Below are 26,204 nucleotides of genomic sequence, written 5' to 3'. Positions count from 1 at the left end.
GGGGCGGCGTCGACGAAGAGCAACAGTAGGAATCCACCGGGGGAACCGTGGCCGGCACCATCAAGCTCGATCTCGACCTGATCGGGAATCTCGCATCCGACCTCTCGAGGCTGCACGGCGACTTCGAACACGTCGCTTCTGCCGCATCTGACTACAAGATCGGCATCGGCTCGATGACGGTCAGCAGTGCGATCGACGACTTCGCGGGCAACTGGGACATCCGACGCGGGCGCCTCCGAGAGTCGATCAAGGCCGTCGCCGAGATGGCCGAGAGTGCGCACGACGGCTTCACGCAGACCGAGGTCGAGCTCGCGAACCGGATCCTCGGGAAGGACAGCTGATGGCACGGCCCAGCGACTGGAGCGCCGTCGACATGCAGCTCGATCCGGTGCCCGGCGACCCGGTCGAGGTTCGACAGTCCGCGTCGGGTGCCCGCTCGATCGAGCAGGCCATCACCGAGCAGGTCAACCGTCTCAACAGGCTCAAGGACGGCGATGGCTGGGAGAGCGAGTCGGGGACGAAGTTCCGCGACTCCGCCGGGGACCTCGCCGGCGCCATCGAGAAGGCCAAGGGCCGCTACACAGCGCTCGCCGCCGCGCTCGACCAGTGGGCAGACGGGCTCGAGGGGCTCCAGCGCGAGGCCGACGCCGCTCTGCTGCAGGCGCAGGACGCGCGGGACGCGCACCGCGCTGCGGCGAACCAGACGATCAGCGCCGAGGCGGACAGCCCGGAGCACCAGGACCAGGTCGACGCGCAGGACCGGGCGCTGAGTGCGGCACAGGGCGACATCGATGCGGCGAAGGCGATCATCCACCGGCTCGCCGGTCCCTTCGGCGAACAGGGTGAGTACGGGGACCTGGCCAGCCGGGTCGCCGATCGCATCCGTCAGGGCGCCGACGACGGCCTGAAGGACGGCTGGTTCGACCACGTGAAGCAGGCGATCCACGATGCACGTGGGGTTCTCAACGTGATCAAGGACGTACTGGATGCCGTGGGTGCGGTCCTCCTGGTCGTCACCGTGATCGCAGCCGTGTTCTTCCCCGCGGCACTCCCCGTGATCGCCCTCATCGGGCTCGCGGTTGCCGGCGCGAAGCTGCTGATCACGGCGACGCAGTCGGTAGCGGGTGACGCGAGCGCGAAGGACGTCGGCAAGGATGCGCTCGGGTTCGCACTGGCCGCGGTCGGGTTCGGCGCCGCCAAGTACGCCAGCTCAGCGATGGGGCTGCTGCGGGGGGCGGTCGGAGAGACACGCGCAGCCTCGGCTGCCGCCGCAGCGCGTACGGCGAACGCCGGGGCGGCCGGCGAGTTGAGTGCGTTCCTCCGGGGAGGCAGTGCCGGCGTCCGGGAGGCAGAAGCGATCGGCCGGAAGCCCCTCACGGCGTTGCTCGACACGTACGTCACCGGCGGTCTGATGGAGACCGCTCAAGTCCTCAAGCTCGCGCCGGACTCCGCGCTCGCACGCGAGGCCGCGACGCGCGCAGCGCTCGCGAACGGAGTCGTCGCGGGCTCCGGGCTCCCCGGTCTCACGGAGATGCCGGAACCCGTGGAGAACGTCGTCTCCGCCGCCACGGACTGGGACGGCTACTGGAAGTCGAAGAGCGAGATCCACGTCGGTTCGCTGTGACGCAGTACCGAGTCCTCTTGCCGGACGGGTGGTACCGGTACCCGGTCGACGGCGACCCGAAACGTGCCTCGCGAGCGTTCGCTGACCGACACCTCGTCCTCCTCGGCGGAGATGATCCGACTGCAGTCGAGGCACGGCGCCGCGCACGCGACGACATCAGCTCCGCCTTCACGACGATGGCGGATGCCGGTACGACCGACCTGTACTTCTTCGATGGCCGGTTCGGCGGAGCGCCGATGAACATGTTGTTCACGACCGGAGTCGTCTACCTCGGGCCGACGATCGCGGGACTCGAACTCGCTGAGGTCGCTCCGGCGCTCGGCGCTTCGACGACGCTCACGGATCTGCCCGTGGGGGCAGCGCTCCGGGCCCGTTCCGAAGGTGAGCTCGACGGACGAGGACCGCTGCCGGCTTCGCTTCCCAGAGACCTCGCCGCGGCGTTCCTGGCTGGTTCGGGACCGGACGTGCCAGCGAGGACGACGCGCGTGGACTACCTCCTGCCGGTCCCGCAGGAGCACGGCTCCTTCGCGCTGATCTCGTTCCAGTGCGCCGGTGAACTGTTCACGGACGAGCGTGTTGCGCACTTCGACATCCTGATGACCGGCTTCGCCTGGGAGAGCGGACGATGAGGATCACGTGGCCACGGACCGACGTGCTCCGTCCGCTCGACCTCGAGGCACATCGTCTCGATCCCTCGAGCGCGCCGACGATCATCAGACGACTCAACGAGACGGATGCAGCGGCCGCCTGGATGGTCCACGAGGCCTCACGCGAGGTCGGCTGGGTCGCCGTCCGCACTGCTCCGCTTGCGGGTCGGTCTGCCGGAGTCGTTCGGGCTGGCCTTCGTGCTCCTGACCCGATCGGACCGATCGAGGAGTCGATGCTCGCCACGAGCAGCGGCGACGCACTGCGGCTGGTCCAACGGCTCGCGTTGGAGCGGCCCGGTGGCGCGCGTTTCGTCGTCGTCCAGGCATCGTGGTCCTGGGTCGTCGGAGACGAGCTCGTCGTCCTCTCTTCGAGCAGCGCAGAGCCCGCACTCGCCGAGCTGTTGATCACGCGCATCGACGCGCTCGCTGCGAAGATCGTCATCGATGCCTGAAACCCTTGCCCGCCCTGCCACTTCGAGTGACCGGGCGGACGCTGCGACAAGTGCCACGAGGCTCGTCATCGACGAGCAAGATCGGATCGTCATCCTCGACTGCGGCGGTGACCGAACGACGACCGATCCGGTCGCGCGCGCCTGGTTCCTGGACGAGGACGTCCTCCCGAGACGTCTCGCTCCCACAGCCAGCAACGGTGCCGTGCTGCTCGAGGACGTGAACGGCAACCTGTACCTCGTTCCGATCGATGATTGGTGGATGGCTCCCGTCTCCGTCGTACCGAGGGAACTCGCACTCCGCTCGAGCGGTCTCTCCACGTTGCTCGACCGTTTCGCCACGGATGCTCCGCTTCCCGGCCATCTCGCCTCCGCCCGCGTCCTCGCCCCCACGGACGAGCGACGACGCGCCGTGAGACAGAAGATGCTGATCGTGGTCATCCTGCTCGGACTGGGCGCCTTCCTGACGGACGCGTTCGGTCCGATCGTGCTCACGATGAACCGCGTCACCGACGCCCCGGTTCTGGGATGGATTTCGGCCGGTGCCGCTGCGGCCAACGCGATCGTGGTGCTGGCCATCGCCGCAGGGCGGAGGCGGCTGCCCAGGAAACTCCGGGGGCAGGCGCTCCGGCCCGTGGTCGGCCCTTCCTGGTTCCTCGACTCGGCGTCGATCAGCGCGGATGACCACGGTCTCGTCCTCGTCGACGGGCAGGGCATCGCGCAGCGGTTGGCGACACCGGATCGGCATCTCGGGCCGGACGTCGTCGTGCGCGCGGCGTTCGTGCACGACGAGGACCCACGGGTGCTGCTCATCGACGGAACGGACACGGTCCGCGCGCAGTTGCCGCTGCGCTCGTGGGCACCATCGCCGGACGACGCACTCGTCCTCCGAGAGTTCCTGCAGCGGCTCGGTGTCCTCACCCTCGTGTCGGACGATGTGCGCAACCAGCCCGCGCTCGCGCTCGACGAGATGCGCAGCAGCCGTGTCGGCCCGTCGTCGCTGATGCTGCCGAACGTCCTGGGGTCCGTGCCCGCGTACCCGTTCCTCGCATCGTCGGCCTTCACGACGGTCGTGCTCGCCGGCGCTCGTTCAGCAAGCCCTGGGGACACCTCGACGATCGTCACTGCCGTGTCCGCAGCCATCGCGGTCGCAGCGGTCGCAGCGGTCTTCGTCGTCGAATCGAGTTCACGTCTGCCCGTCGCTCGCATCCGTCCGGAACAGCACGGACGCCCCGATCGACCGACGCTCACCCGACGTCACCTCGTGGCCGTGGGCATCCCGCTCATCGGAGCAGCAGTCGCCGTCTGGTACTCGATGCAGGGCAACGTCTTCGCTGCGGCCAGCATCCTGCTCCTGGTACTCGCCGTCCCGCTCGTCTCGTGGCTGACCTTCCGTCGTCGTCGCGCAGAGCGGGGGAAGGCACCGGTCGGGCTCGGACGTTGGATCGTGATCGGAGCCCCGAGAGGAGACGAATGACTCGCCTGCTGTGGAACTACAACCGCGCCTGGACGCTGCTCGATGACGAGGGTCACATCGACGACGTCACCGACGCTGCGGTGGAGCATGCGCTCGCGCAGGCGAAGCAGCGGCCGAAGCGTCGAGAACGCACGGTCCTCCGAACGGTCATGCACGACATCGCTGCGTTCCAGTCCGCGGCGAAAGCGGAGAGCTGCTTCGTCCTCTCGACCACCGCGCCGACGGTTCGTGCGATCGCCTACGCGGTCGTGCACAGTGTCGCCGGCGTCGACCGCACGGACAGCTTCATCGACGATGCTCGTGCACCGCGGGCGTCCGGTATCGGCGACGCCAGCGTCAGGGCACTCGACCTGCCCGTCGGCCGCGCAACGCTGGTGGAGATGCGGGAACGCAGCACCGACCGCCGGGCACGGTCAGTGATGCAGGTCGTTCGCGCGATCATCCCGATCGTCGACGGCCTGAACGAGCTCACCGTGGTCGTGTCGTTCTTCGTCCCCGACGAGGACGACAGTGCACTCGCGCGGCCGATGCTCGACGAGCTCCTCCGCGACGTGCGTGTCGATTGGGGTTGAGCGTCATCACTGAGGCGGAGATGGTCGCGCAAGCAGCCGTTCCGAGCGACCGATGCGAAGCACGGCGACAACTGGGGCCGCTCGCCGTCGTGGACGGCCGCCCGTACGGCGCGCAGTCGGCGGGCACCATCGCGCTCACCGATCGGATCGCGCCCGCTCGGACGCTGGACTGGTCGGACGTCCTGCGCTCGATCGTCGTGAGGCCTGGCGACCGAGCCGTCGTGGTCCGTGACGAACACGGACGCGAGTTCGCACTCTGCGTGTCGTCGTGACCGGCGCCCCCGATCCGACGCCCGTCGACTTCCGCGGCCTCGAGGACATCGCCGGAGCGGACTGGTTGGTCGTCCCGCTACCCGAGGAGGTCCGGGGCAAGCCGAAGCGCTGGGCGAACTCGACCACCTCCCGACTCTTCCCCTGGTACGTCCGACCGTTCAGGACGGCGGAAGTGATCTCGACCGCGGCGTCGCTCGAGGTCCTCTGCAGGATGAGCGCACCCGACCTCCGGTTCGCGGTGTTCCGCCCGCAGCTCACGTCGATCACGAACACGACCACCGTCGCCGTCAGCGCGACCGATGAGCGGCTCGTCGGCCCCGGGAGCGCTCCGGCCGACGGCCTCCGAGCCGGCACCGGCACCCGTTGGGAAGCGGGAACCGAGACTTGGCCGTTCCTGGATGCAGCGGGAGCCGTGGCCGCTCGTCGCTGGCAGTTCCGCTCGGGTTCCTCGACCATCACCGTCACGGGGATCGGCGATCACGCTGCTGCCTTCGCTGGCGCTGAGGCGTCCCTGGAGGCCTTCGTTCGACGCATCACCACGCGAGGTGGGTGTTGAGACTGGGCGCGTCATGGGTGAGCCAACCCAGCTCCCCACACCACGCCTCCAGTTCGACGACCCGTCCACAAGCCAGGCGCAACCCGGCCTGCGCGTCGCAGGAACCTGCGAGAATCGACCCATGAGCGGCAGCACGACGCTGCGGGGGGCCTCGTCCGACCACCGCGTTGCGACCACGACGACCACGATCTCCGGTGCGGGGCGCCTCACGTGCGCCTGACGTTCACCGCGAGCCACCTTCCGTCGAGCACCTCCGCAGACTTCGTCGTGGAGTGCGACGAGGACACCCTGCTCGGCGAGATCGTCGAGGTCGTCGCCAAGCGGCTCGGCCAGGGAGCCTCGTCGATCATCGACGTCGCGGTCGACTCCGTCCCGACCACCCCGCACGCGCGCATCGGCGATGGTGTGCTGCTCGAAGGTGCTCGGCTGACGTTCGGGGCACCGGCTCCGGTGCTGCCGCTGCCCGGTGATCTGCCGAGCGTCCGCATCGTCGGCGGACCGGGTGCCGGCACTGTGGTGGTGCTCGACGCGGGCATCGCCCACGTCGGTTCCGCGCCTGATGCGACGGTGCCCTTGCCGGACCGCACCGCCCCGGAGTACGCCGCGATCCTGCGGCTCGACCTCAACCGTCGGTTCACGATCACCCCGACCGAGGGCTCCACGGTGCTGGTGGACCGCACCGAGGTCGACGACGAGACCCCGGTCGAATCGGGCAGCATCGTCACCATCGGCGACACCCTGCTGTCGGTCGCGGTGCCGGACGCCGACCGAGCGGCGATCACTCTGACCGCCGGTGGCGGCTCGCTCGACTACACCCGGCCGCCTCGGCTCCTGCCCGAGGACCACCCGTCCGTCTTCAAGCTGCCGGCCGTGCCGGCGCAGCAGTCACGACGCTCCATCCCGATCATCGCGGCGCTCGCGCCGCTCGGCATGGCTGCCGTGATGATCTCGATCTTCCACAACGTCGCGTACCTCGCGTTCGGTCTCATGTCGCCGATCATCATGTTCGGCAACGCCTGGTGGGACCGTCGGAACGGCAAGAAGACCCACAAGCAGCGCGTCGCCGAGTACGAAGAGACCAAGAAGGCGGTCGAGGCGGACGCCCTGGAGGCAGTGGTCCGGTACCAGCGCGAGCTGCGGACGAGCGCACCCGACCCCGCAACCGTGCTCGACGTCGCGTTGCGGCGTCGCGCCCGCCTGTGGGAGCGCCGCCGGACCGATCCTGACTACCTGACGCTCCGCGTCGGAACCGCGGACGTGCCGTCCGGCGTCGTGCTCGAGGACCCGTCGGCGCTCGAGCACCGTCGCGCGGTCGACAAGCTGGCGGAGGACGTGCCGGTGATCGTCGACCTCGGCGTGCAGGGGGTCGTCGGCGTCGCAGGCCGAGACGAGCACACGCGGCACCTGACGTCGTGGTTCGTGGCGCAGCTCGCGGTGCTCCAGAGCCCGCGTGACACGCAGTTCGTCGTGCTGACGGACGCCCGGTCGGCCGATGAGTGGGCGTGGTTGCGGTGGATCCCGCAGGCTCGACCGGGCTTCGGGCAGGACGCCGTGATCGCGATCGGCAACGACGCCGAGACGCTCGGCGCCCGGGTGGCCGAGGTCGGTCAGCTGATCGATGCGCGACAGCGGGCGATGCGTGAGTCGAACATGCGCGGGATCCCCGGTCCGGACATCGTCGTCGTGCTCGACGGTGCCCGGCGGCTCCGAGCGCTGCCCGGCCTGATCCGCATCCTCAAGGAAGGGCCGGCGGTCGGCGTCCGGGCGATCTGCATCGAGGAAGAGGCACGGCTGCTGCCCGAGGAGTGCTCCGTCGTCGTCACCGTCGGGCCGGAACGCATCCGGGTCGCCGCGCAGCGCCAGGCGACGGTCACCGACGTGCGGCCCGACCGGATCCCGGACGGCTGGTTCGAGACGGTCGCCCGGGCGGTGGCGCCGATGGTGGACGCCGACGACGAGAGCGACGCCGGCGGACTGCCCACGTCGTCGCGGTTGCTCGACGTCATGCTGCTCGAACCGCCGACGGCCCGGGCGATCACCGGGAAGTGGTCGGTGCGCCCACGCACCACCGAGGTCGTCGTGGGCGAGAGCCTCGACGGACCGTTCGCGTTCGACCTGCGGAAGGACGGCCCCCACGGCCTCGTCGCCGGCACGACGGGTTCGGGCAAGTCCGAGCTCCTGCAGACGATCGTCGCGTCGCTCGCGGCCACGAACACCCCGGAGGGCATGAACTTCGTCCTCATCGACTACAAGGGCGGGGCTGCCTTCCGCGACTTCGCGCCGCTGCCGCACACCGTCGGGATGGTGACCGACCTCGACACGCACCTGGTGGAGCGAGCGCTCGAGTCCCTGGGCGCCGAGCTCCGTCGTCGCGAGCACCTGTTGGCCGATGCGGCAGCGAAGGACATCGAGGACTACCTCGACCGCCTCGGTCGTGGTGAACCGCTGCCGCCGATGCCACGGCTGCTCATCGTCATCGACGAGTTCGCCAGCCTGGTGCGGGAGCTGCCCGACTTCGTGACCGGCCTGGTGAACATCGCCCAGCGCGGCCGATCCCTCGGCATCCACCTGATCCTCGCCACGCAGCGTCCGACCGGTGTCGTCTCGAACGACATCCGCGCGAACACGAACCTGCGGATCGCGCTGCGGGTCACCGACTCGAGCGAGAGCACCGACGTGATCGACGCCGGCGACGCGGCCCAGATCCAGAAGAGCACTCCCGGCCGCGGGTACATCCGACTGGGTGCCGGGGCGCTGTTGCCGTTCCAGTCGGGTCGCGTCGGTGGCCGTCGCCCCGGACAGTCGACCCAGCGCAAGCAGGTCTGGGCCGGTGCCGTCTCGTGGTCGGCGCTCGGTACCGCACCGCCCGCACCACCGAAGTCCGAGGTGCAGCACACCGACGAACGAACCGACCTGCAGGAGCTCGTCGGCGCCGTGACCGAGGCCGCGGCGGAGCTGGGCGGTCCGGCTCCGTACCGTCCCTGGCTCGATGCCCTGCCGGAGACGCTGCTCTTCACCGACCTCAACGACCGCGCGTGGGAACTCGACGACAGCACCGCCACGGACGCGCGGGTCGGCCCGCTGCCGTTCGCGCTGCAGGACTTCCCGGGTGAGCAGGCACAGCGGGTGCGCAGCCTCGACCTCGACTCCGACGGACACCTCTACGTGGTCGGTGCACCTCGCAGCGGCCGATCGCAGGTGCTCCGGACCCTCGCGGCAGCCATCGCCCGGAACACCTCGGCGGCGGACGTCCACGTGTACGCGCTCGACTGCGGCAACGGCGCGCTGCTGCCGATCCAGGCACTCCCGCACGCCGGAGCCGTCGTCCAGCGTGTCCAGACCGAACGAGCCCAGCGGCTGCTGACCAAGCTGGCCCAGGAACTCGCCCGGCGCCAGCAGGTGCTGGCTGACGGCGGTTTCGCGAGCATCGTCGAGCAGCGTGCCGCGGCCGTCGTGCCAGCGGAACGCCTGCCGCACATCGTCTTCATGCTCGACCGCTGGGAGGGCTTCGTCGGCTCACTCGGCGAGCTCGACCACGGCGCTCCCACCGACCAGGTGATGACGTTGCTCCGCGAAGGTGCCAGCGTCGGCATCCACCTGGTCGTCACCGGAGACCGACAGCTGCTCTCGAGTCGGATGGCCACCCTGGTGGAGGACAAGCTCGTCCTCCGGTTGTCGGACCGGGGCGACTACGGCCTGGCGTCGCTCAACCCGCGGAAGCTCCCGGAGCAGGTCCCCGACGGACGAGCGTTCGCCTCCGAGTCCGCGACGGAGACACAGATCGCGCTGCTCGCCGCAGCCGGCACCGGGCAGTCGCAGGCCGCCGCCATCACGGCCCTCGCCACCTTCGCGACGGAACGCGATCGGGCCGTCGAACGCAGCCGACGTCCCTTCCGCGTCGACCAGCTGTCCGGCCCGGTGCCGTTCGAGCGGGCATGGGAGATGCGCGACGACGACGCCGGCCTGTTCGGTCTGGTCGGCATCGGCGGCGACGACCTCACCGCGATCGGGCCCGACCTGGCCGCGGCCGGCTCGTTCGTCGTCGGTGGCCCCGCGAAGTCCGGACGCAGTGCCGTCCTGCTCTCGATGACCCGTTCGGTCCTGCGCGAGGGTGGCGAGGTCGTGCTCGTGACCCCGCGGCAGTCCCCGCTCCGCGGGCTGGCCGCGGAACCGGGTGTGCTGGCGGTGCACGAGGGTGCCGATCTGACCGAGGACGACCTCGCACCCCTGTTCGACGGGCAGCCCGGTCGACGCGTCCTGGTGATCGACGACGCCGAGCTCGTCAAGGACGCCCCGGCGAAGAGCTGGCTGCAGGGGTTCGTCAAGCGGGCGGCCGACAACGGTCAGGCGATCGTCGCAGCCGGACTGACCGCCGAGTTCGGTGTCGGGTTCACCGGCTGGCAGGTCGACATGAAGCGCAACCGCTCGGGAGCGCTGCTGAGCCCCCAGGCGATCACCGAGGGCGATCTGCTCGGGATGCGTCTGCCGCGCAGCAGCATCGTCGAGCGGGTGCAGGTCGGTTCCGCGATCGTGCACCTCGGCAACGGTGAGCTCGTGTCGGTGCAGGTGCCGACTCCCTGAACGCCGGTCCCCCGCGCACGGTTGGGTGGGTACATGTCCTCTGCCCCGCTCTCCGGTGACGACTCCCTGCACCTGCCCGAGTTCGACAACCCGCCAGCGTCTCCGCTCGACCTCGCCCGCGAGTGGTTGTCCGCGGCGGAGGACCGGGAGGTCTCCGAGCCGTTGTCGATGACCCTCGCCACGGCCGGGGCGGACGGTCGTGTGTCGGCGCGCACCGTCGACGTGAAGCGCATCGAGGCGGACGGACTGGTCTTCGGCACATCGGAGGACAGCCCGAAGGGCCGCCAACTCGCCGAGAACCCGCACGCGGCTCTGCAGGCGTACTGGCGCGAGACGATGCAGCAGCTCCGGTTCGAGGGGCGCGTCGTGCGGCTGTCGGACGACGAGTCCGATGCCCTGTTCGCGGACCGCTCCCCGAAGTCACGCGCCGCCACGGCCATCGCCGATCAGTCGGCCGTGCTCGAACCCCGCACCCTGCAGGACCTGATCGACGACGCGAACGACCTGCTCGACGACTCGGGCGACGACGTCCCCCGGCCGGCGGGCTGGGTCGCCTGGCGTCTCGAGCCGGACATCGTGGAGTTCTGGCACGGCAGCCGCGACCGGATGCACCGACGACTGCAGTACGCATTCGCCGACGGAGCCTGGACAGCCACCCGCCTGCAGCCGTAGTCGGCGCGGCTTCCGTTGGTGCGAGATCGACCACTCCGCGCGCTCGTTGCGCTGCACGGAGTGATCAACCTCGCACCGAGCGCCGCCCGCGCCCCTACCGCCCGATCGGGTTCACCATCTCCCCCGCCCGGATGAGCGACGCCGACTGGTCCGCCAGGTCCACCATCGACAGGGTGTTCCGCAACTGCAACCGGTTCAGGCACGAGTGCTCGAACGTCGGTACCCGCAGGTCCAGGGGACGACGGCGGTCCGGGTGTGCGGCGGCGTGCGCGTCGATGCACTCCCCCACGACCTCCCAGAAGCGGGACTCCGGCAGCACCCCGTCGTCGTCGAGGATCGCGGCGACGAACCGCAGCACCCCGTCGAACACGTCGGTGAACACGGCGAGCGCTGCTTCGTCGTCGGACACCGGGTGCACGATCCGGTCGATGTCGGCCGGGACCGGGTGGTCGGCGTGGCGACCGAGGACCGCCGCTTCTTCCCCGATGTCCTTCATCACGGCACGGACCACGACGCCGTCGCGCACGACGAGCACCAGGTTCTCGCCGTGCGGCATGAACACCAGGTCGTGCACGGTCAGGCAGTGCACGACGGGCAGCAGGTACGCGTCGAGCCAGCGCCGGACCCAGACGTCGGCGGGCAGACCGGAGGCCTCGATCAGCGCCGAGGCCACGGCGTTTCCCGAGGCGTCCCGGTGCAGCAGCGCCGCCATGGTGAGCAGGCGTTGGCCTTCCGCCAGCTGCGGGATGGGACTCTCCCGCCACAGCGCGGCGAGCATCTTGCGCTGCGGCGAGGACACGTCGACCCGGTGGTAGGCGTCCCCCGTGTAGCCGATGGCGGCGTGCTCCCGGAGCACCGAGAACCCGGCGGCGGCGAGCGTGGGGTCGGCGGCGACGATCGACGCGACCCAATCGTTCACAGCGGGGGTGTTCCGCATGTACGCGGGCGACATCCCCCGCAGGAACCCCATGTTCTGCACGGCGAGCGCCGTCTTGACGTACGAGCGTGCCGGGTCGGTGCGGTTGAACGCGGTGCGGATCGACTGCTGCGGCTGGTACTCGTCCGGCCCCTCGCCCAGGTCGACCAGGTCGTGTCGGCCCAGGTCGGGCGCGAAGGTCACGGCGATCCGGTGCTGCCACTGCCACGGGTGCACGGGCAGCCACACGTAGTCGTCGGGGTCGAGCCCACGACGCTCCACCGTGGCACGGAACCCGGCCACGACCGCGGCCGACAGCTCCGACTCCCAGTGCGCCTGCTCGGTGCGGTCCGCGGCGAGCGCCAGGTGCGTGTGCCCGCGTCGGGCGGCGAGCCACCGGTACCGGAACCGCCCGCCGGACTCGGGCGCGAACGCCCGGTACTCGTCGAGCCCGAACCCGATCCGCCCGTTGGCTGCGACGAAGGCCGGATGCCCCTCGGTCATCGCGGACTCGGCGTCCTGGAAGGAGGCGACAGCGGCGTTGACGGATTCCCCGGACCGCCCGCGCGCGAGCTGTGCAGCGGACGGGCCTCCCCGCCGGTGCTTCGCCGCCGCGCTCGCCAGGGTCGACGCGATCTCCTCCAGGTACGTGCCGAGCAACTCGTCGGGGATTCCGAGCACGTCGTGCAGTTCGAGCACGAGCTCCTGCGCGCTGAGGGGCGCCGGCACCCCCGCACGGGTCCGCGTCAACGAGGCCTCGTCCATCGACCAGTGCTCGAGCAGGTGCTGCCGCGCCCGGAACCGGTACGTCGACTCCCCCGCGTCGAGCCGCCACCCGTCCTCGTCCGGCACGGGTGCGATCAGCCGTTCGTGAGTGAACTCCGCGATCGCCTTCGCGACGAGGTGCCGTTCGGCGGGCTCCAGGTGCTCGGGCCGCAGGTGCGCGGCCGGCCCGTCGTCATCGGGGACGCCGATGCGATCGGTGTCGAGCACCGACAGCAGGGCCCGCTTGCCGTCGACGTCCACCTGGCGCAGCGCGCGGAACCCGACCTCGGCGTTCTTCGCCTGCACGGCGGTGTTCCGCACGTCCGGTTCGACGACGACCCGACGCGCGCCGAGGGCGTCCCGGCAGTGCTCGACGACGGCACGCATCACCGCGCTCGTGAGGCCGTGCACACGACGGTCCGCGGGTGCCGGAGCGACGAGCAGGTGCATGCCGACGTCGCCCGGCTCAGCCGCCCACAGGTCGGTGAGCAGGACGGCGGCGGGATCGTAGGTCTCCGCCAGGAAGCACGGTTCGCCGTTCCGACGACCGAGCCACGCGGCCTGCGCCGGATCCGCCTGCACGCCGGCCAGGTAGTCCCGGACGCCGTCCACGTCGAGGTCACCCATCTCCCACCACGACGACGCCGGGTGGGCGAGCCAGGACTGCACGACGGCGGCGTCGCGTTCCGGGTCCACGGGTTCGACGGTCAGGAGGCCCGGCTCGGCTCCTCCAGGCACGGTCGCGTCCGGTGCGGTGGTCGTCACGGTCGTGCTCATGCGGACACCTCCGCACGCTCGGTCGCGAGCCGGGCCGGCGCCCGCTCCGCGGCGCCGGGCTGGGCGGTGGACGGCGCTGCTGTCGACTGCCCCGAGGCGGGCAGGCCGAACTCCTGGAAGGCGATCCGGGCCTCCAGGCCGTACACGGGGCGACCCGTGACGGACCGGATGATCGACGCGTTCCGCCACGCACCCATGCCGAGGTCGGGCGCGGTCAGGCCGTGCGTGTGCTCCTCGGCGTTCTGCACCCAGATGCGTCCGCCCAGGGTGTCGACGTGGTGGTCGCGGGCGACGGCCAGGCGACCACGGGAGTCGCGGGTGACGAGGTGCTCGACCGGGTCGAGGAACCGCGGCACCCGGGGGGTGTACCCGGTGGCCAGCACCAGCTGCTCGACCTCGTGCTCGTACGTCTGGTCGAGCTGCTCGTGGCGGAGCGTCAGCCGGTAGGTGCCGCGGTCGGCGAGCCAGGCGGCGTCGACGACGCTCGTCTCGGTCCGGAGCGTCGTCGGGACCGGGCCGCGCGCACTGATCCGGTAGAGCTGGTCGTACAGGTCGTCGACCAGGTCGGCGCTGATCCCCTTGTACAGGCCGCGCTGTTCCCGCCCCAGGCGATCGCGGACGGCCTCGGGCAGCCCGTGGAAGTGGTCCGTGTACTCGGGGCTCGTCATCTCGAGGGTGAGCTTGGTGTCCTCCATCGGGAAGAACCGGGGCGAGCGCGTGATCCAGTCGAGGCGGTATCCGTCCTGCCGGATGTCCTCGAGCAGTTCCCGGTAGACCTCGGCGGCGGACTGCCCGCTGCCGACGACGGCGATCGACCCGGCGTCGCGCAGGGCGTCGCGGTTCGGCAGGAACGCGGCGGAGTGCACGGCCGGCCCGCCGATGCCGCGGAGCGGTGCGGGGACGGACGGTTCGGTGCCGATGCCGACGACGACGTGGTGTGCGCGGTACGTCTCGGGACCCTGATCGGTCTCGGCGTGCACCGTGAACGTATCGGTGACCGGGTCGTGCTCGACGGCGGTCACCCGGCGGCCCCACCGCAGGGTGTCGAGCCGGTCGGCGGCCCATCGGCAGTAGGCGTCGTACTCACTGCGCAGGGGGTGGAAGTCCTCGCGGATGTAGAACGGGTACAGGCGCCCGGTCTCCTTGAGCCAGGCGAGGAACGAGAACGGCGAGGTCGGGTCGGCCATCGTCACCAGGTCGGCGAGGAACGGCACCTGGATCGTGGCGTCGTCGAGCATCATGCCGTGGTGCCAGGCGAAGCCGTCCGCGGCGTCGAGGAACACCGCGTCGAGGTCGGCGATCGGGTCGGTCAGGCAGGCGAGGCCGAGGTTGAACGGGCCGATGCCGATGCCGACGACGTCGTGCACGGCGGGGTCGGCGGTGCGGTCGGCGGCGGGGAGGTCGGCGGCGGTGCGGTCGGCGGTCATCGGTTCGCTCCCTCGGTCTCGGTGGTGGTGGCGCGCACCCGGGCGGCCGTCGCGACGACGTGCTCCAGCGACGCGCGCATCTGCTCCGGGGTGGTCTCGGGGTTGAGCAGCGTGAGCTTGTTGCACGGCCGACCGTCGATGACCGTCTTGGCGATCAGCACCCGGCCCTCGGCGAGCAGGGCCGAGCGGATGGGGGCGACCAGCGCGTCGGCGGCCTCGTCCGTCATGCCGGCGGGCTGCCAGCGGAACAGCACCGTGCTGAGCTGCGTCGGCGCGACGAGCACCAGGTCCGGGTGCTCCTCGACGATCCGGTGGGTGGCCGCGGCGAGGTCGATGACGGCGTCGAACGCTTCGCCGATCGCGTCGGCGCCGGTCGCCCGCAGGGTGGCCCAGAGCTTCAGCGCGTCGAACCGACGGGTCGTCTGCAGCGACTTGTCGACCTGGTTGGGCTCGGCGGCGTCCTCGGGGTTCAGGTAGTCGGCGTACCAGGCGGTGCGGCGCAGGTCCTCCGGGCGCTGGACGAGCAGGGCGCTCGACGACACCGGCTGGAAGAACGCCTTGTGCAGGTCGGCGGTCACGCTCCGGGCCCGTTCGGCGCCGTCGAGCAGGTGCCGGCGGGTCGGGGAGACGAGCAGACCGCAGCCGTACGCGGCGTCGACGTGCAGCCAGACCCCCTCGAGGTCACAGACGTCCGCGATCGGCTCGAGCGGGTCGATCACCCCGCGGTCGGTGGTGCCGGCGGTGGCGACGACGGCCATCGGCGTCTGCCCGGCTGCGCGGGCGGCGGCGATCGCCTCGGCGAGGGCGGCGGGCACCATCCGGCCGGCGTGGTCGGTGGCGACGGCGACCACGGCCTCGAGCCCGAGCAGCCGCGCCGACTTCGCGATGCTGAAGTGGGTCTCCGCGGTCGTGAACACGGTGCCACTGACGCCGAGGGCCTCGCGCGCCAGCAGCAGGGCCTGCAGGTTCGACTGCGAGCCGCCCGAGGTGAAGATGCCGTCCCCCGCGGCGAACCCGATCCGACCGGCGAGCCAGGAGACGACGTGCCGCTCGATCTCGGTGCCGATCCGGGACTGGTCCCAGGTGTCGACCGACGGGTTCACGGCGGCCAGGACCGACTCGGCGGCGACCGCGGGCAGCGCGACCGGGCAGTTCAGGTGCGCGAGGTACGCCGGGTCGTGGAACCAGACGGCCTCGCGGACGAACAGCTCGTCGAGTTCGGCGAGTGCGCGGTCCGTCCCGAGGGGTTCGGCGTCGAGGTCGACGTCCTGCACCCGGGCCCGGAGGACCTCGGGAGCGGTGTCGGTCGTCGGACGGTCGGCGGCGGCGAAGCGGTCGGCCAGACGGTCCACCGTGGTCGTCACGGCGAAGCGGTAACGCTCGGCGGTGGCGGTGGTCAGGAGTTCGATGGGAGGTGTCACGTTAGGTAAGGCTAACCTCACAAAGCGTGATCGTGCCACCCGAACGAGGGGCGCTCTGGCAGGCCGGGCGTGTCAGACGCCCGTCTGCCGGACGCGCCGGGCGTCCATTCGCCGCGCGGGTCGGCGTCCGCCCGCCGGGGCGTCAGGCGTTCATGAACTCGCTCGGCTGCAGGGCCCGGCCGACGATGCGCACGTCGCCGATCGATCCGACGAACACCTGGTCGAGCTGTCCGCCGTAGCGGTACCCACCGAGCAGCCACGGCTTGCCGATCGTGCTCAGACCGCGGTTCGGCGTGGACGGGTTCCGCACGACCGGACATCCGTCGACGTACAGCACGGTGTGCGTCCCGTCGTTCACCACGGCAACGTGCCACCAGGCGCCGAGCGGCAACTCGTGCCCCCAGTTCGTCAGCGATCCGTCCTGGCTCGTCGGGTACACGCACCACTGCAGCTCGCGGTCCCCGGACAGGCTCAGCGTCACGGCGGGCTCGTCCGGGTCACCATCGGGCCCGGTCGCCTTCCCCACCTGGCCGGCGCTCGAGTACTGCGACAGCAGGGCACTGAACCCGTTCGCGCTCGGGTCGAACGTGGTCGGCAGGGCGAAGAACGCCTCGACCGTGTAGCCGTGGGGGAACCGGGTCCGGTTGAGCGGAGCCGTGTCGATGGTCTGCAGGTGGTCGCCGCCGGACTTGCCGCCCTGCAGCGCGAGGCTGCCGGCACCCGGCTGGTCTGGATGGTGTGCCGCCGTCCAGCGCAGCGCCCCCGCGACGGCACCGGTCCGGCGGGCGACCACCAGGTCGTTCCCCCGCCCGCTCTGGTCGCGCACCAGCGTCGTCGGCGCGAGCGCCGCCCCGTCCGGGTTGCCGTCGAACCGCCAGTACGCCAACGTCCCCGGCACCAGCATGCGTGCCGCCGGCCGGGAGGCCCGTGGTGCGACCGGCGCGAACCCCGCGAAGCGCGCGTCGAAGTCCACGGCCATGGTGAAGCGGTCGACGTCGCCGCTGAGCGCGGTCTCCTGTGCTGCGAGCTCGTTCGCGTCGCCGAGTCCGCCGGCGAGCAGGAAGGGCGACAGCGTCTCGACGTCGATGACGTTCCGCTCGACATCGACGTGGTACAGCCGGATCATGGCCGCCCCGCCGTAGTAGCGGTTCTGGTAGTTGGTCAGGTGCAGCGCGACGTCGTGCCCCACGGCGTTCTTCGCCGTCGTGCGTCCCGGCCCCCAGTAGTGCCCGTTGAGCGTCAGGAAGACCTGGTCGTGCTTCGTGATGAAGGAGTCCCAGAGCCGCTGCCCGTAGGGGTCGAACGCCGCCCCGCCGCTGGCGTCCGAGTCGACGAGGGCGTGCGTCGTGAGGATCACCGGAGCGTGCGGCCGGACCGCGAGCACGGAGCTGGCCCAGGCGAGCCCGCTCGCACTCGTCCGCCAGTCGAGCGCCAGGACGACCCACTCGCGGCCGGCCGCGGTGAACCGGTGAGCGGTGTTGTACCCGTCCGGGCTCGAGCCGATCCAGCCGGGGGCCTTCCGGAACCGCTGCGGACCGAACACGTCGAGGTACGGGGTCCGGCCGCGCTGGTCGTCGGTCGAGGGATCGACGTCGTGGTTGCCGGCGAGCACGCTGTAGGGCGCCCCGGCTCGGTCGAGCACGTCGAAGACCGCACCGGACGCGCGCATCTCGGACGCCGCACCGTTCTGGGTCAGGTCGCCGAGGTGGACGAGGAACACGATGTTGTGCCGGGCCTGCTCGCGGACGACGTACTCGAGCGAAGCCCGCATCGGCGCCGGGTCGACCGCGGCGCCGTCGAACATGTACTGCGTGTCCGGCATCACCGCGACGGTGAAGCGCGGCGAGGTCGTGTCCGGGCGCCACCGTCCGGTGTGTCCGCGCACCACCGCAGCCTGAGCGGCCGCGACCGGTCCGCCGAGCACCGCCGGAGCCACGGCGGGTCCCGCGGTCAGCGCATCGGCGACGGCCGGGGCGCTGCCGAGGCCGTTCGACGCCACGAGACCGGCGGCACCGGCGAGCCCGGATCCGACCAGGAAGCCCCGGCGGGAGACCGGGATGCGCTTGCTGCGCTCTCCGGCGTGGTCGTCGGTGCCGTCGCGGTCGTCAGGGCTGTTCTCCACAGCACCGCACCGTACGGATCGCGGGGGAACGCCCCGGGTCCGTTCCGTGAACTCCAGACCGGCTGCGGCTGCCGGTTCGGTGTGGACCGGTGAGGGCTCCTACAGCTTCTCGATCGGGGCGATCTTGATGAGGAGCTTCTTGCGGCCCGCGGAGTCGAACGCGATCTCCGCGATGCGCTTGGCACCCTGCCCCGTCACCGCGGACACCGTGCCTTCACCGAAGTCGACGTGCTTGATGCGGTCGCCCGGGACGAGTTCCATGTCGCCGTTGTCGCGCACCTGCCCGGACACCCGGTTCGCCCACTCGGTCTTCGGGCGGGTCTTCGAGGCCGCCGCTGCGCGGTCGTACGAGCCGCCACCCCAACCACCACCGCCGCGGTAGCCGCCACCGCCGCCGCCGAAGCCGCCGTCGCGCTTGGCGTTCAGGGCACGGGGCTGCGTGCCACCGCGGCTGTTCGCCATGCCCGGGGACTGCTTCCACTCGATGAGCCCCTCGGGGATCTCCTGCAGGAAGCGCGAGGGCATCGCCACGTTGACGTCACCGAACTGGGCACGGGTCATCGCGAGGGACAGGAACAGGACCTTCTTGGCGCGCGTGATGCCCACGTAGAACAGCCGTCGCTCTTCCGACGGCCCGCCGGGTTCGTTGGCGGACATCCGGTGCGGGAGCAGGTCTTCCTCGACGCCGGTCAGGAACACCGCGTCGTACTCCAGACCCTTCGCGGTGTGCAGCGTCATCAGCGAGACCGTGCCCGAGGAGTCGTCGAGCTCGTCCGCCGCGGCGACGAGCGAGACCTCGGTCAGGAAGTCCGACAGCGTGCCCTCGGGGTTGTTCTTCTGGAACTCACGCGTCACGGCCACGAGCTCGTCGATGTTGTCGGCACGGGCCGCGTCCTGCGCGTCGGGCGACTTCCGCAGGTTGTCGAGCAGCCCGGAGCCGTCGAGCAGCTGTGTCAGAGTGTCGACCACCGGCTGCGACGGGGCCTTCTCGGACACGGAGTCCAGCAGCGCCGCGAACTCGGTGATGGCGTTCCGCACCTTCGGTCCGAACCCGAGCTCGCCCGCGTGTCGCAGGGCGTCGCGCATCGTGGTCTCGTGCTCGTCGGCGTAGCGCTGCAGCGTGGTCTCGGTGACCGAGCCGATGCCGCGCTTGGGCACGTTGAGGATGCGGCGCAGGGCCATCGGGTCGGCCGGGTTGGCGACGGTGATCAGGTACGCCATGGCGTCCTTGATCTCGGCGCGCTCGTAGAACTTCGTGCCGCCGAGCACCCGGTACGGGATCGCCGCACGGATGAAGATCTCCTCCAGCGCACGGGTCTGCGAGTTGGTCCGGTAGAACACCGCCATGTCGCGGTAGTCCATGCCGTCTTCCCGCAGGCGCTGGATCTCGTCGGCGACGAACTGCGCCTCGTCGTGGCCGGTGTACCCGGTGAAGCCGACGATCTTCTCGCCGGCGCCGACGTCGGTGAACAGGCTCTTCGCCTGGCGGTCGAAGTTGTTCGCGATGACGGCGTTCGCCGCGTCGAGGATGTTCTGCGTCGAGCGGTAGTTCTGCTCGAGCAGGATCGTCTTGGAGTTCGGGAAGTCCCGCTCGAACTCGACGATGTTGCGGATGTCCGCCCCGCGGAACGCGTAGATCGACTGGTCGGAGTCGCCGACCACCGTCAGGGACGCGGGGGCGATCGAGCCGTCGGTCTCGCGCATCCGGGCGACGTGCTGCCCGGAGTCCTCGAGCTTGTCCACCTGTTCGACCGGCACCGGGCGGGTGAGCTCGCGGATCAGGGCGTACTGGGCGTGGTTCGTGTCCTGGTACTCGTCGACCAGGATGTACCGGAAGCGGCGCTGGTACAGGGCGGCGACGTCCGGGAAGGCGCGGAACAGGAACACCGTCTGGCCGATGAGGTCGTCGAAGTCGAACGCGTTCGCCCGGCGGAGTTCGTTCGTGTAGCGCCGGAACACCTCGGTGAACATGACCTCTTGCGGGTCGTTCACGTTGATGTTGCGCGCGTAGGTGTCGATGTCCTGCAGCTCGTTCTTGAGCTTCGAGATCTTCGACGCCGCGGCGCCGACGGTCAGCCCGAGGGAGTCGGCCTCGAGCTCCTTGATGATCCGCTTCAGCAGCGCCTTGGAGTCGGCGGAGTCGTAGATCGTGAAGGACTGCGGGAACCCGAACCGTTCGGCTTCGCGCCGCAGGATGCGCACGCACGCCGAGTGGAACGTGGAGATCCACATCCCCTCGGCCTCGCCACCGACCAGGGCCCGGACGCGCTCGCGCATCTCGGCGGCGGCCTTGTTCGTGAAGGTGATCGCCAGGATCTGCGACGGCCAGGCTTCGCGGTTGGCGAGCAGCAGCGCGATGCGGCGGGTGAGCACGCTCGTCTTGCCGGAACCGGCGCCGGCAACGATCAGCAGGGACTCGCCGCGGTACTCGACGGCTTCCTTCTGCTGGGGGTTCAGACCCGCGGTGAACGGGTCTTCGTACGCGCGGGCACCGGCGCCCGGCTCGGGCGTCGATTCGAAGGGGTCGAGCACGATCGTCATGTCCGGGACAGTCTAGGCGGGACCCCCGACAGCAGACCGGGCGAGCACCGCCAGGTCGGGGTGGTCGGCGAACACCCCGTCGAGTCCGGTGCGGATCACGGAGGTGAACCACCGCTCCCAGTCGCCGAAGGCCGCGACGTCGCCACCACGACGCAACGGCGACGGCAGGAACCGGTTCTCCGGCCGGAGGGTCCACGTGTACACCGCGAGTCCGGCGGCGTGGGCACGGTCGACGATCGCGCTGCGCACCGGCGTCGGGTCGTCGAGCGCGACGCTGTCGACGCCGGCCATCAGGGTGCCGAGGTCGACGCTGATGCCGTGGAACTCGGTCGCGAACGACGCGAGCGCGTCCTCGGAGCGCTCGGCGGCGTAGGTGGGGGCGAGCGACCCGTGGGACGCGACCTCGTCCGCGGCGCTGCCACGGGCCTCCTGGAGGTACACGAGCCGGCCACCGGTCCCCCGCTCGCGCAGGTCCCGCAGCACGCCCTTCTCGAAGCTCTCCACCGTGAGCCGCTCGTCCTGCCGCCACCCGGCCTCGCCGAGCGCGGCGTCGACGAGTGCACCCATCGGGAACCCGGCGCGGTCGAAGTACGCGGCGTGCTTCACCTCGGCGACGAGCCCGACCGGGCGGGGCGCCGCGTCGAGGATCGCGAGCAGGTCGACGAGCCGCAGGATCGGCTGCGCACCGTCGTGCTCGGCGGATCCCGGCCGCAGCACCGGCAGGCGCTCGCGGGTGCGGAGCGTCTGCAGCTCGGACCACGTGAAGTCCTCGGTGAACCAGCCGGTCAGGGTCTGCCCGTCGACGGTCTTCGTCGTGCGCAGGTGCCGGAACTCGGGGTGGTCGGCGACGTCCGTGGTGCCCGAGACCTCGTTCTCGTGCCGGAGCACCAGAACGCCGTCCTTCGTGGGCACCAGATCCGGTTCGATCGCGTCGGCGCCGAGCTCGATCGCGAGGTCGTACGCGCTCCGCGAGTGCTCGGGACGGTAGCCGGACGCACCGCGGTGGGCGATCACGAGGGTCATGGCGCGACCCTACTTGCCGCGGGTGACCAGCGGGGCGCCTGTGTCGCGGGACACACGCGTCGCTCCGGCGGCCGTCGTTCCCAGCGACTGCGCCGAGCATCACCGCATGACCGTCCGTTCGCTCTCCACCGCCGTCGAGGCCCGGATCGACCGGGCTGCACGCCGTCTGCTCGACGCCGGGCACCAGCCGCACCGGCCCGTCCGGGTGTTCGTCACCGAGTTCCTGGTGTTCGGCGCGAAGCAGGCCTGGGCGTGCGCGTTCGGGGCGATGCTGCTCGCGACCATGGCCGTGGTGCACCTGACCGTGCCGGCGGCGATGCGGAACGACGTGCTGACCATCGCGGCCGTGCTGCTGCAGGTCGGCATGCTCGTGTTCGGGCTCGAGACCGTGCGTGAGCTCCGGGTCGTCCTGCTGTTCCACGTCGTCGGCACCGCGATGGAGGTGTTCAAGACCCACATGGGCTCGTGGACCTACGAGCCGGGCGGGCTGTTCGTCGTCGCCGGAGTGCCGCTGTTCTCGGGGTTCATGTACGGCGCGGTCGGGTCGTACATGGTGCGGGTCTACCGGCTGTCCGACCTGCGGTTCGACCGGTACCCGCGGCAGTGGCTGCTGGCGGTCGTGGCGGGCGGGATCTACCTGAACTTCTTCGGCCACCACTTCGTCGCCGACGCCCGGTACGTGCTGCTCGCGCTCGTGCTGCTGCTCTTCGCCCGCACGACCATGCACGTGCGGATCCACCGGGCGACACTGCGGATGCCCGTGCTCGTGGCGATGGGCCTCGTCGCGGTGTTCGTCTGGGCGGCGGAGAACGTCGCGACCTGGGCCGGGGCGTGGAGCTACCCGGCGCAGCTCGCGGTGTGGCAGCCGGTGGCGCCGACGAAGATCGTGGCGTGGTTCCTGCTCATGACGATCTCGGTCGCGCTCGTCACCTGGCTCTACCCGGCGCTGTCGTCCGGGCGGGCAGACTCGGCTGGCTCGACGGCGGACTCTCGACGTCCTCGGGGCGCGCGTGCAGCGGGCGACCCTAGGCTTCCCTCGACGGGGCCCGCTGGGCCCGCGTCCGCTCGCCGCGAATCCTCAGCCTTCCGCGACCGAGCGCCCCTAGGCTGAGAGGACTCGAATCTCCTAGGAAGAGGACACCATGGCCTTCAAGCCCGGTTTCGACCAGTCCCCCGCCTTCAACGCACAGGGGGCAAACACCTGGGGCGGGCGCGGTGCTGGTCAGCAGCAGGCCGGCTGGGGACAGACCCCGCAGCAGGCCCAGGGCGGCATGACCCCCGAGCAGCTGCAGTACATGTACGACCGCCCGACCGCGTCCCCGGTGGACACAGACCGCATGTCGTACGAAGACACCATCGTCAAGACGCTGCTCGCGTTCGGCGTGCTCGTCGTCGGCGCGGTGGCCGGCTGGAACCTGCCGCCGATCGTCTGGATCGTCGCGGCGGTCGTCGGCCTCGTGCTCGGCCTCGTGAACACCTTCAAGAAGAAGCCGTCACCGGGCCTGATCCTGACGTACTCGTTCGTCCAGGGTCTGTTCGTGGGTGGCATCTCCGGCGCGTACAACTCGATGTGGGGTGGCATCGTCACTCAGGCGGTGTTCGGGACGCTCGGTGTCTTCGCCGTGACGCTCGCGCTGTTCGCATCGGGCAAGGTCCGCGCCACACCGAAGGCCACGCGCTTCTTCCTCGTAGCGATGGTCGGGTACATGGTGTTCTCGCTCATCAACCTGGTCCTGATGTGGACCGGCGTCACGGACACCGCGTTCGGTGCCCTCGGGATCACGATCTTCGGCATCCCGCTCGGCGTGATCATCGGCATCCTCGTCGTGGTCATGGCGGCGTACTCGCTGATCCTCGACTTCGACCAGATCCAGACCGGCGTCCGTCGTGGTGCTCCCCGCATCTACGCCTGGACAGCGGCGTTCGGCCTGATCGTCACGATCGTCTGGCTGTACCTCGAGATCCTGCGCATCCTCGCCATCCTCGCGAGCAGCTCGCGCAACTAGTACCACCGCACACGCGAAGGGCCCCGGCGCTGCCGGGGCCCTTCGTCGTTCCCTGGCCGGCGGCGACAGTGGGACCCAGTGGTCACAACACCCCGCCGGTCGCCCGCCGAGTGGTCACGAAGCGTCGCCCGGGCCGGGGCCAGCCGACACTTCCTGACCACTCGGCACGGGGCCCGCGGGGTGTTGTGACCACTCGACGGCCCCCGGGAGCACCCACGAACACGGCTCCGGCAGCGCCCACGCCCGCACCTCCGCGACGCACCCCCGCACGCACGAAGGCCCGGCACGCGTGACGCGTACCGGGCCTTCCGTGACTCAGGGGAGCCCTACTCCCACTCGATCGTCCCCGGCGGCTTCGACGTGACGTCAAGCACGACCCGGTTGACGTCGGGCACCTCGTTCGTGATGCGGTTCGAGATCTTCGCGAGGGTGTCGTACGGCAGACGCGTCCAGTCGGCGGTCATGGCGTCCTCCGACGAGACCGGACGGAGCACGATCGGGTGTCCGTAGGTCCGGCCGTCGCCCTGCACGCCCACCGAGCGGACGTCGGCGAGCAGCACGACCGGGCACTGCCAGATCTCCTGGTCGAGGCCGGCCGCGGTGAGCTCTTCGCGGGCGATCTTGTCGGCCGCGCGGAGCAGTTCGAGCCGCTCCTTCGTGACCTCGCCGACGATGCGGATGCCCAGGCCCGGGCCGGGGAACGGCTGGCGCCCGACGATGACCTCGGGCAGTCCGAGCTCGCGGCCGACCGCACGGACCTCGTCCTTGAACAGGGTGCGCAGGGGTTCGACGAGCTCGAACGTCATGTCCTCGGGCAGGCCGCCGACGTTGTGGTGCGACTTGATGTTCGCGGTGCCCGCTCCGCCGCCGGACTCGACGACGTCGGGGTAGAGCGTGCCCTGCACGAGGAACTTGACCTCGGCATCGGAGTCGGAAGCCTGCGCCTCGAGCACGAGTGCCTCGGCCGCGCCCTCGAACGTGCGGATGAACTCGCGCCCGATGATCTTGCGCTTCTGCTCGGGGTCGCTCACGCCGGCGAGGGCGTCGAGGAACTGCTGCTCGGCGTCGATCGTGATGAGCCGGACACCGGTGGAGGCGACGTAGTCCTCTTCCACCTGCTTGCGCTCGTCGGCACGCAGGAGCCCGTGGTCGACGAAGACGCAGGTGAGCTGGTCGCCGACGGCCTTGTGCACCAGGGCTGCGGCGACGGCGGAGTCGACACCACCGGAGAGCCCGGCGATGACGCGCGCGGAACCGACCTGCTCGCGGATGCGGGCGACCTGCTCCTCGATGACGTTGCTGGAGTTCCAGTCGCCGGGCAGGCCCGCGGCACGGTGCAGGAAGTTCTCGAGCACGGCCTGGCCGTACACGGAGTGCTTGACCTCGGGGTGCCACTGCACGCCGTAGAGCTTGCGCTCGTCGGATGCGAACGCCGCGACGGGCGTCGATGCGCTCGAGGCGAGCACCTCGAAGCCGGCCGGTGCCTTGGCCACCGAGTCGCCGTGCGACATCCACGTCACCTGGTCCGCCGGCTGGTCGCCGAGCAGGGTGCTGGTGCCGGGGGCGAGGGTCACGTCCGTGGCGCCGTACTCGCGCAGACCGGTGTTCGCGACCTCACCGCCGAGGGCGGTCGCCATGGCCTGGAAGCCGTAGCAGATGCCGAGCACGGGGACGCCGAGGTCGAGGATGTCACCGTCGAGCGACGGCGCGCCTTCTTCGTACACGGACGACGGACCGCCGGACAGCACGATGGCCGCCGGGTCCTTGGCGCGGATCTCGTCCGCGGTGATGGAGTGCGGCACGATCTCGCTGTAGACGTTCGCTTCACGGACCCGACGCGCGATGAGCTGCGCGTACTGGGCCCCGAAGTCGACGACGAGGACGGGACGCTGTTCGGTCTCGCTCACCGAGCGGCCTCCTTCTCACGCTGCTGGGCAGCGATCAGCTCGTGGTAGGTGTCCATGGCCCGCTGCTGCATGCGGTGTTCGACCACGAAGGACATGAACGGGATGATGCCCCCGAGGGCGATGAGCAGGAAGCGCGACGGCCTCCAACGCATGATGCTCCACAGACGGAAGTCCGTGAAGAGGTAGAGCACGTACAGCCAGCCGTGGGCGATGAGGATCGCGATCGACAGGTTGAACGTACCCGGGGTCTCGCCCGCCGTGCCGTTGGGCACGAAGAACGGGCCGTTGCCGAGCTGCATCTCGAGCTGCAGCGGCGTGTACTTGATGATGACCTCGACCACCAGGGCGAGCAGCAGCACACCGGTGATGTACGCCGAGACGCGGTACCACTTCACCGCCCCCGGGATCTTGGGGATGTCACGGGTTCGGACGGTCAGGGCCATGCCGG

20 protein-coding genes are annotated in these 26,204 nt (G+C 70.6%); 12 read left to right on the top strand and 8 right to left on the bottom strand.

What is annotated here, in order from left to right; genetic code table 11:
- Window positions 1-47 precede the first annotated feature (47 nt).
- The 10 genes from Q9R26_RS05850 to Q9R26_RS05805 all read left to right on the top strand — a co-directional run bounded on the left by Q9R26_RS05850 (window position 48) and on the right by Q9R26_RS05805 (window position 10,851).
- The gene (locus tag Q9R26_RS05850; protein ID WP_182065745.1) at window positions 48-341 is read left to right on the top strand and encodes a hypothetical protein; all 294 of its coding nucleotides are present in this window, start codon (window positions 48-50) and stop codon (window positions 339-341) included.
- On the top strand, window positions 341-1,624 hold the full coding sequence (locus Q9R26_RS05845) for a hypothetical protein (RefSeq protein ID WP_182065744.1): 1,284 nt from the start codon (window positions 341-343) through the stop codon (window positions 1,622-1,624). Before Q9R26_RS05850 ends, Q9R26_RS05845 begins: the two co-directional genes overlap by 1 nt.
- Window positions 1,625-1,641: 17 nt before the next feature.
- On the top strand, window positions 1,642-2,253 hold the full coding sequence (locus Q9R26_RS05840) for a hypothetical protein (RefSeq protein ID WP_311226770.1): 612 nt from the start codon (window positions 1,642-1,644) through the stop codon (window positions 2,251-2,253).
- A gap of 251 nt (window positions 2,254-2,504) precedes the next feature.
- Window positions 2,505-2,723 carry a hypothetical protein gene (locus Q9R26_RS05835; RefSeq protein WP_259579011.1) on the top strand — a complete coding sequence of 73 codons (219 nt, stop codon included), beginning with the start codon at window positions 2,505-2,507 and terminating at the stop codon, window positions 2,721-2,723.
- Window positions 2,716-4,197, top strand: coding sequence for a hypothetical protein (locus Q9R26_RS05830; RefSeq protein ID WP_311226769.1), 1,482 nt, complete (start codon window positions 2,716-2,718; stop codon window positions 4,195-4,197). The genes Q9R26_RS05835 and Q9R26_RS05830 overlap by 8 nt, the downstream gene beginning before the upstream one ends.
- Window positions 4,194-4,769 (top strand): hypothetical protein, encoded by a 576-nt coding sequence (locus Q9R26_RS05825; protein ID WP_259579008.1) that lies wholly within the window; start codon window positions 4,194-4,196, stop codon window positions 4,767-4,769. The genes Q9R26_RS05830 and Q9R26_RS05825 overlap by 4 nt, the downstream gene beginning before the upstream one ends.
- Before the next feature lie 89 nt (window positions 4,770-4,858).
- Window positions 4,859-5,041, top strand: a complete 183-nt coding sequence (locus tag Q9R26_RS05820) for a hypothetical protein (RefSeq protein WP_182065739.1) — start codon at window positions 4,859-4,861, stop codon at window positions 5,039-5,041.
- Entirely contained in the window at window positions 5,038-5,598 is a 561-nt protein-coding gene (locus Q9R26_RS05815; RefSeq protein WP_182065738.1) for a hypothetical protein, read from the top strand. The genes Q9R26_RS05820 and Q9R26_RS05815 overlap by 4 nt, the downstream gene beginning before the upstream one ends.
- Window positions 5,599-5,808: 210 nt before the next feature.
- Window positions 5,809-10,179, top strand: coding sequence for an FtsK/SpoIIIE domain-containing protein (locus Q9R26_RS05810; RefSeq protein WP_311226768.1), 4,371 nt, complete (start codon window positions 5,809-5,811; stop codon window positions 10,177-10,179).
- Window positions 10,180-10,212: 33 nt separating this feature from the next.
- Entirely contained in the window at window positions 10,213-10,851 is a 639-nt protein-coding gene (locus Q9R26_RS05805; RefSeq protein WP_311226767.1) for a pyridoxal 5'-phosphate synthase, read from the top strand.
- A 94-nt stretch (window positions 10,852-10,945) separates the two neighbouring features.
- On the opposite strand, the gene Q9R26_RS05800 is transcribed toward Q9R26_RS05805, so the two are convergent.
- From Q9R26_RS05800 to Q9R26_RS05775, 6 genes are all read right to left on the bottom strand, one after another.
- Window positions 10,946-13,309, bottom strand: coding sequence for a GNAT family N-acetyltransferase (locus Q9R26_RS05800; protein ID WP_311226766.1), 2,364 nt, complete (start codon window positions 13,307-13,309; stop codon window positions 10,946-10,948).
- Window positions 13,306-14,736 carry a SidA/IucD/PvdA family monooxygenase gene (locus Q9R26_RS05795; RefSeq protein ID WP_311226765.1) on the bottom strand — a complete coding sequence of 477 codons (1,431 nt, stop codon included), beginning with the start codon at window positions 14,734-14,736 and terminating at the stop codon, window positions 13,306-13,308. Before Q9R26_RS05795 ends, Q9R26_RS05800 begins: the two co-directional genes overlap by 4 nt.
- Complete coding sequence (locus Q9R26_RS05790) at window positions 14,733-16,157, bottom strand: pyridoxal-dependent decarboxylase (RefSeq protein WP_311226764.1); 1,425 nt, start codon at window positions 16,155-16,157, stop codon at window positions 14,733-14,735. The genes Q9R26_RS05795 and Q9R26_RS05790 overlap by 4 nt, the downstream gene beginning before the upstream one ends.
- Window positions 16,158-16,299: 142 nt before the next feature.
- Entirely contained in the window at window positions 16,300-18,279 is a 1,980-nt protein-coding gene (locus Q9R26_RS05785; protein ID WP_311226763.1) for a LamG-like jellyroll fold domain-containing protein, read from the bottom strand.
- 99 nt (window positions 18,280-18,378) lie between these two features.
- Window positions 18,379-20,820, bottom strand: coding sequence for an ATP-dependent helicase (locus Q9R26_RS05780; RefSeq protein WP_182065731.1), 2,442 nt, complete (start codon window positions 20,818-20,820; stop codon window positions 18,379-18,381).
- 12 nt (window positions 20,821-20,832) lie between these two features.
- A complete protein-coding gene (locus Q9R26_RS05775; protein WP_262127110.1) occupies window positions 20,833-21,843 on the bottom strand; it encodes a glycerophosphodiester phosphodiesterase family protein in 1,011 nt (336 codons plus the stop codon).
- Between the two features lie 106 nt (window positions 21,844-21,949).
- On the opposite strand from Q9R26_RS05775, the gene Q9R26_RS05770 reads away from it, so the two are divergent.
- Both Q9R26_RS05770 and Q9R26_RS05765 read left to right on the top strand, forming a co-directional pair.
- Window positions 21,950-22,954 carry a DUF817 domain-containing protein gene (locus Q9R26_RS05770; protein ID WP_311226762.1) on the top strand — a complete coding sequence of 335 codons (1,005 nt, stop codon included), beginning with the start codon at window positions 21,950-21,952 and terminating at the stop codon, window positions 22,952-22,954.
- A 31-nt stretch (window positions 22,955-22,985) separates the two neighbouring features.
- Complete coding sequence (locus Q9R26_RS05765) at window positions 22,986-23,849, top strand: Bax inhibitor-1/YccA family protein (protein WP_209134987.1); 864 nt, start codon at window positions 22,986-22,988, stop codon at window positions 23,847-23,849.
- A gap of 326 nt (window positions 23,850-24,175) precedes the next feature.
- Here the strand turns inward: Q9R26_RS05765 and guaA are convergent, their stop codons facing one another.
- Both guaA and Q9R26_RS05755 read right to left on the bottom strand, forming a co-directional pair.
- Window positions 24,176-25,756: a glutamine-hydrolyzing GMP synthase gene (gene guaA, locus Q9R26_RS05760; protein ID WP_027466690.1), complete on the bottom strand. Its 1,581-nt coding sequence runs from the start codon at window positions 25,754-25,756 to the stop codon at window positions 24,176-24,178.
- Complete coding sequence (locus Q9R26_RS05755; protein WP_017885467.1) at window positions 25,753-26,199, bottom strand: DUF3817 domain-containing protein; 447 nt, start codon at window positions 26,197-26,199, stop codon at window positions 25,753-25,755. Before Q9R26_RS05755 ends, guaA begins: the two co-directional genes overlap by 4 nt.
- Window positions 26,200-26,204: the final 5 nt, after the last annotated feature.

The sequence above is a fragment of the Curtobacterium sp. BRB10 genome, assembly GCF_031844325.1.
Taxonomy (GTDB): Bacteria; Actinomycetota; Actinomycetes; order Actinomycetales; family Microbacteriaceae; genus Curtobacterium; species Curtobacterium poinsettiae_A.
The sequence above is the reverse complement of the archived record's forward strand: the minus strand, read 5'-3'. Positions and strand labels throughout refer to the sequence as shown.

Coding starts and splice junctions, on each gene's coding strand:
- Q9R26_RS05845 (WP_182065744.1), top strand. CDS start 341: ATGGCACGGCCCAGCGACTGGAGCGCCGTCGACATGCAGCTCGATCCG.
- Q9R26_RS05835 (WP_259579011.1), top strand. CDS start 2,505: ATGCTCGCCACGAGCAGCGGCGACGCACTGCGGCTGGTCCAACGGCTC.
- Q9R26_RS05830 (WP_311226769.1), top strand. CDS start 2,716: ATGCCTGAAACCCTTGCCCGCCCTGCCACTTCGAGTGACCGGGCGGAC.
- Q9R26_RS05825 (WP_259579008.1), top strand. CDS start 4,194: ATGACTCGCCTGCTGTGGAACTACAACCGCGCCTGGACGCTGCTCGAT.
- Q9R26_RS05805 (WP_311226767.1), top strand. CDS start 10,213: ATGTCCTCTGCCCCGCTCTCCGGTGACGACTCCCTGCACCTGCCCGAG.
- Q9R26_RS05800 (WP_311226766.1), bottom strand. CDS start 13,309: ATGAGCACGACCGTGACGACCACCGCACCGGACGCGACCGTGCCTGGA.
- Q9R26_RS05795 (WP_311226765.1), bottom strand. CDS start 14,736: ATGACCGCCGACCGCACCGCCGCCGACCTCCCCGCCGCCGACCGCACC.
- Q9R26_RS05780 (WP_182065731.1), bottom strand. CDS start 20,820: ATGACGATCGTGCTCGACCCCTTCGAATCGACGCCCGAGCCGGGCGCC.
- Q9R26_RS05775 (WP_262127110.1), bottom strand. CDS start 21,843: ATGACCCTCGTGATCGCCCACCGCGGTGCGTCCGGCTACCGTCCCGAG.
- Q9R26_RS05770 (WP_311226762.1), top strand. CDS start 21,950: ATGACCGTCCGTTCGCTCTCCACCGCCGTCGAGGCCCGGATCGACCGG.
- Q9R26_RS05765 (WP_209134987.1), top strand. CDS start 22,986: ATGGCCTTCAAGCCCGGTTTCGACCAGTCCCCCGCCTTCAACGCACAG.
- Q9R26_RS05755 (WP_017885467.1), bottom strand. CDS start 26,199: ATGGCCCTGACCGTCCGAACCCGTGACATCCCCAAGATCCCGGGGGCG.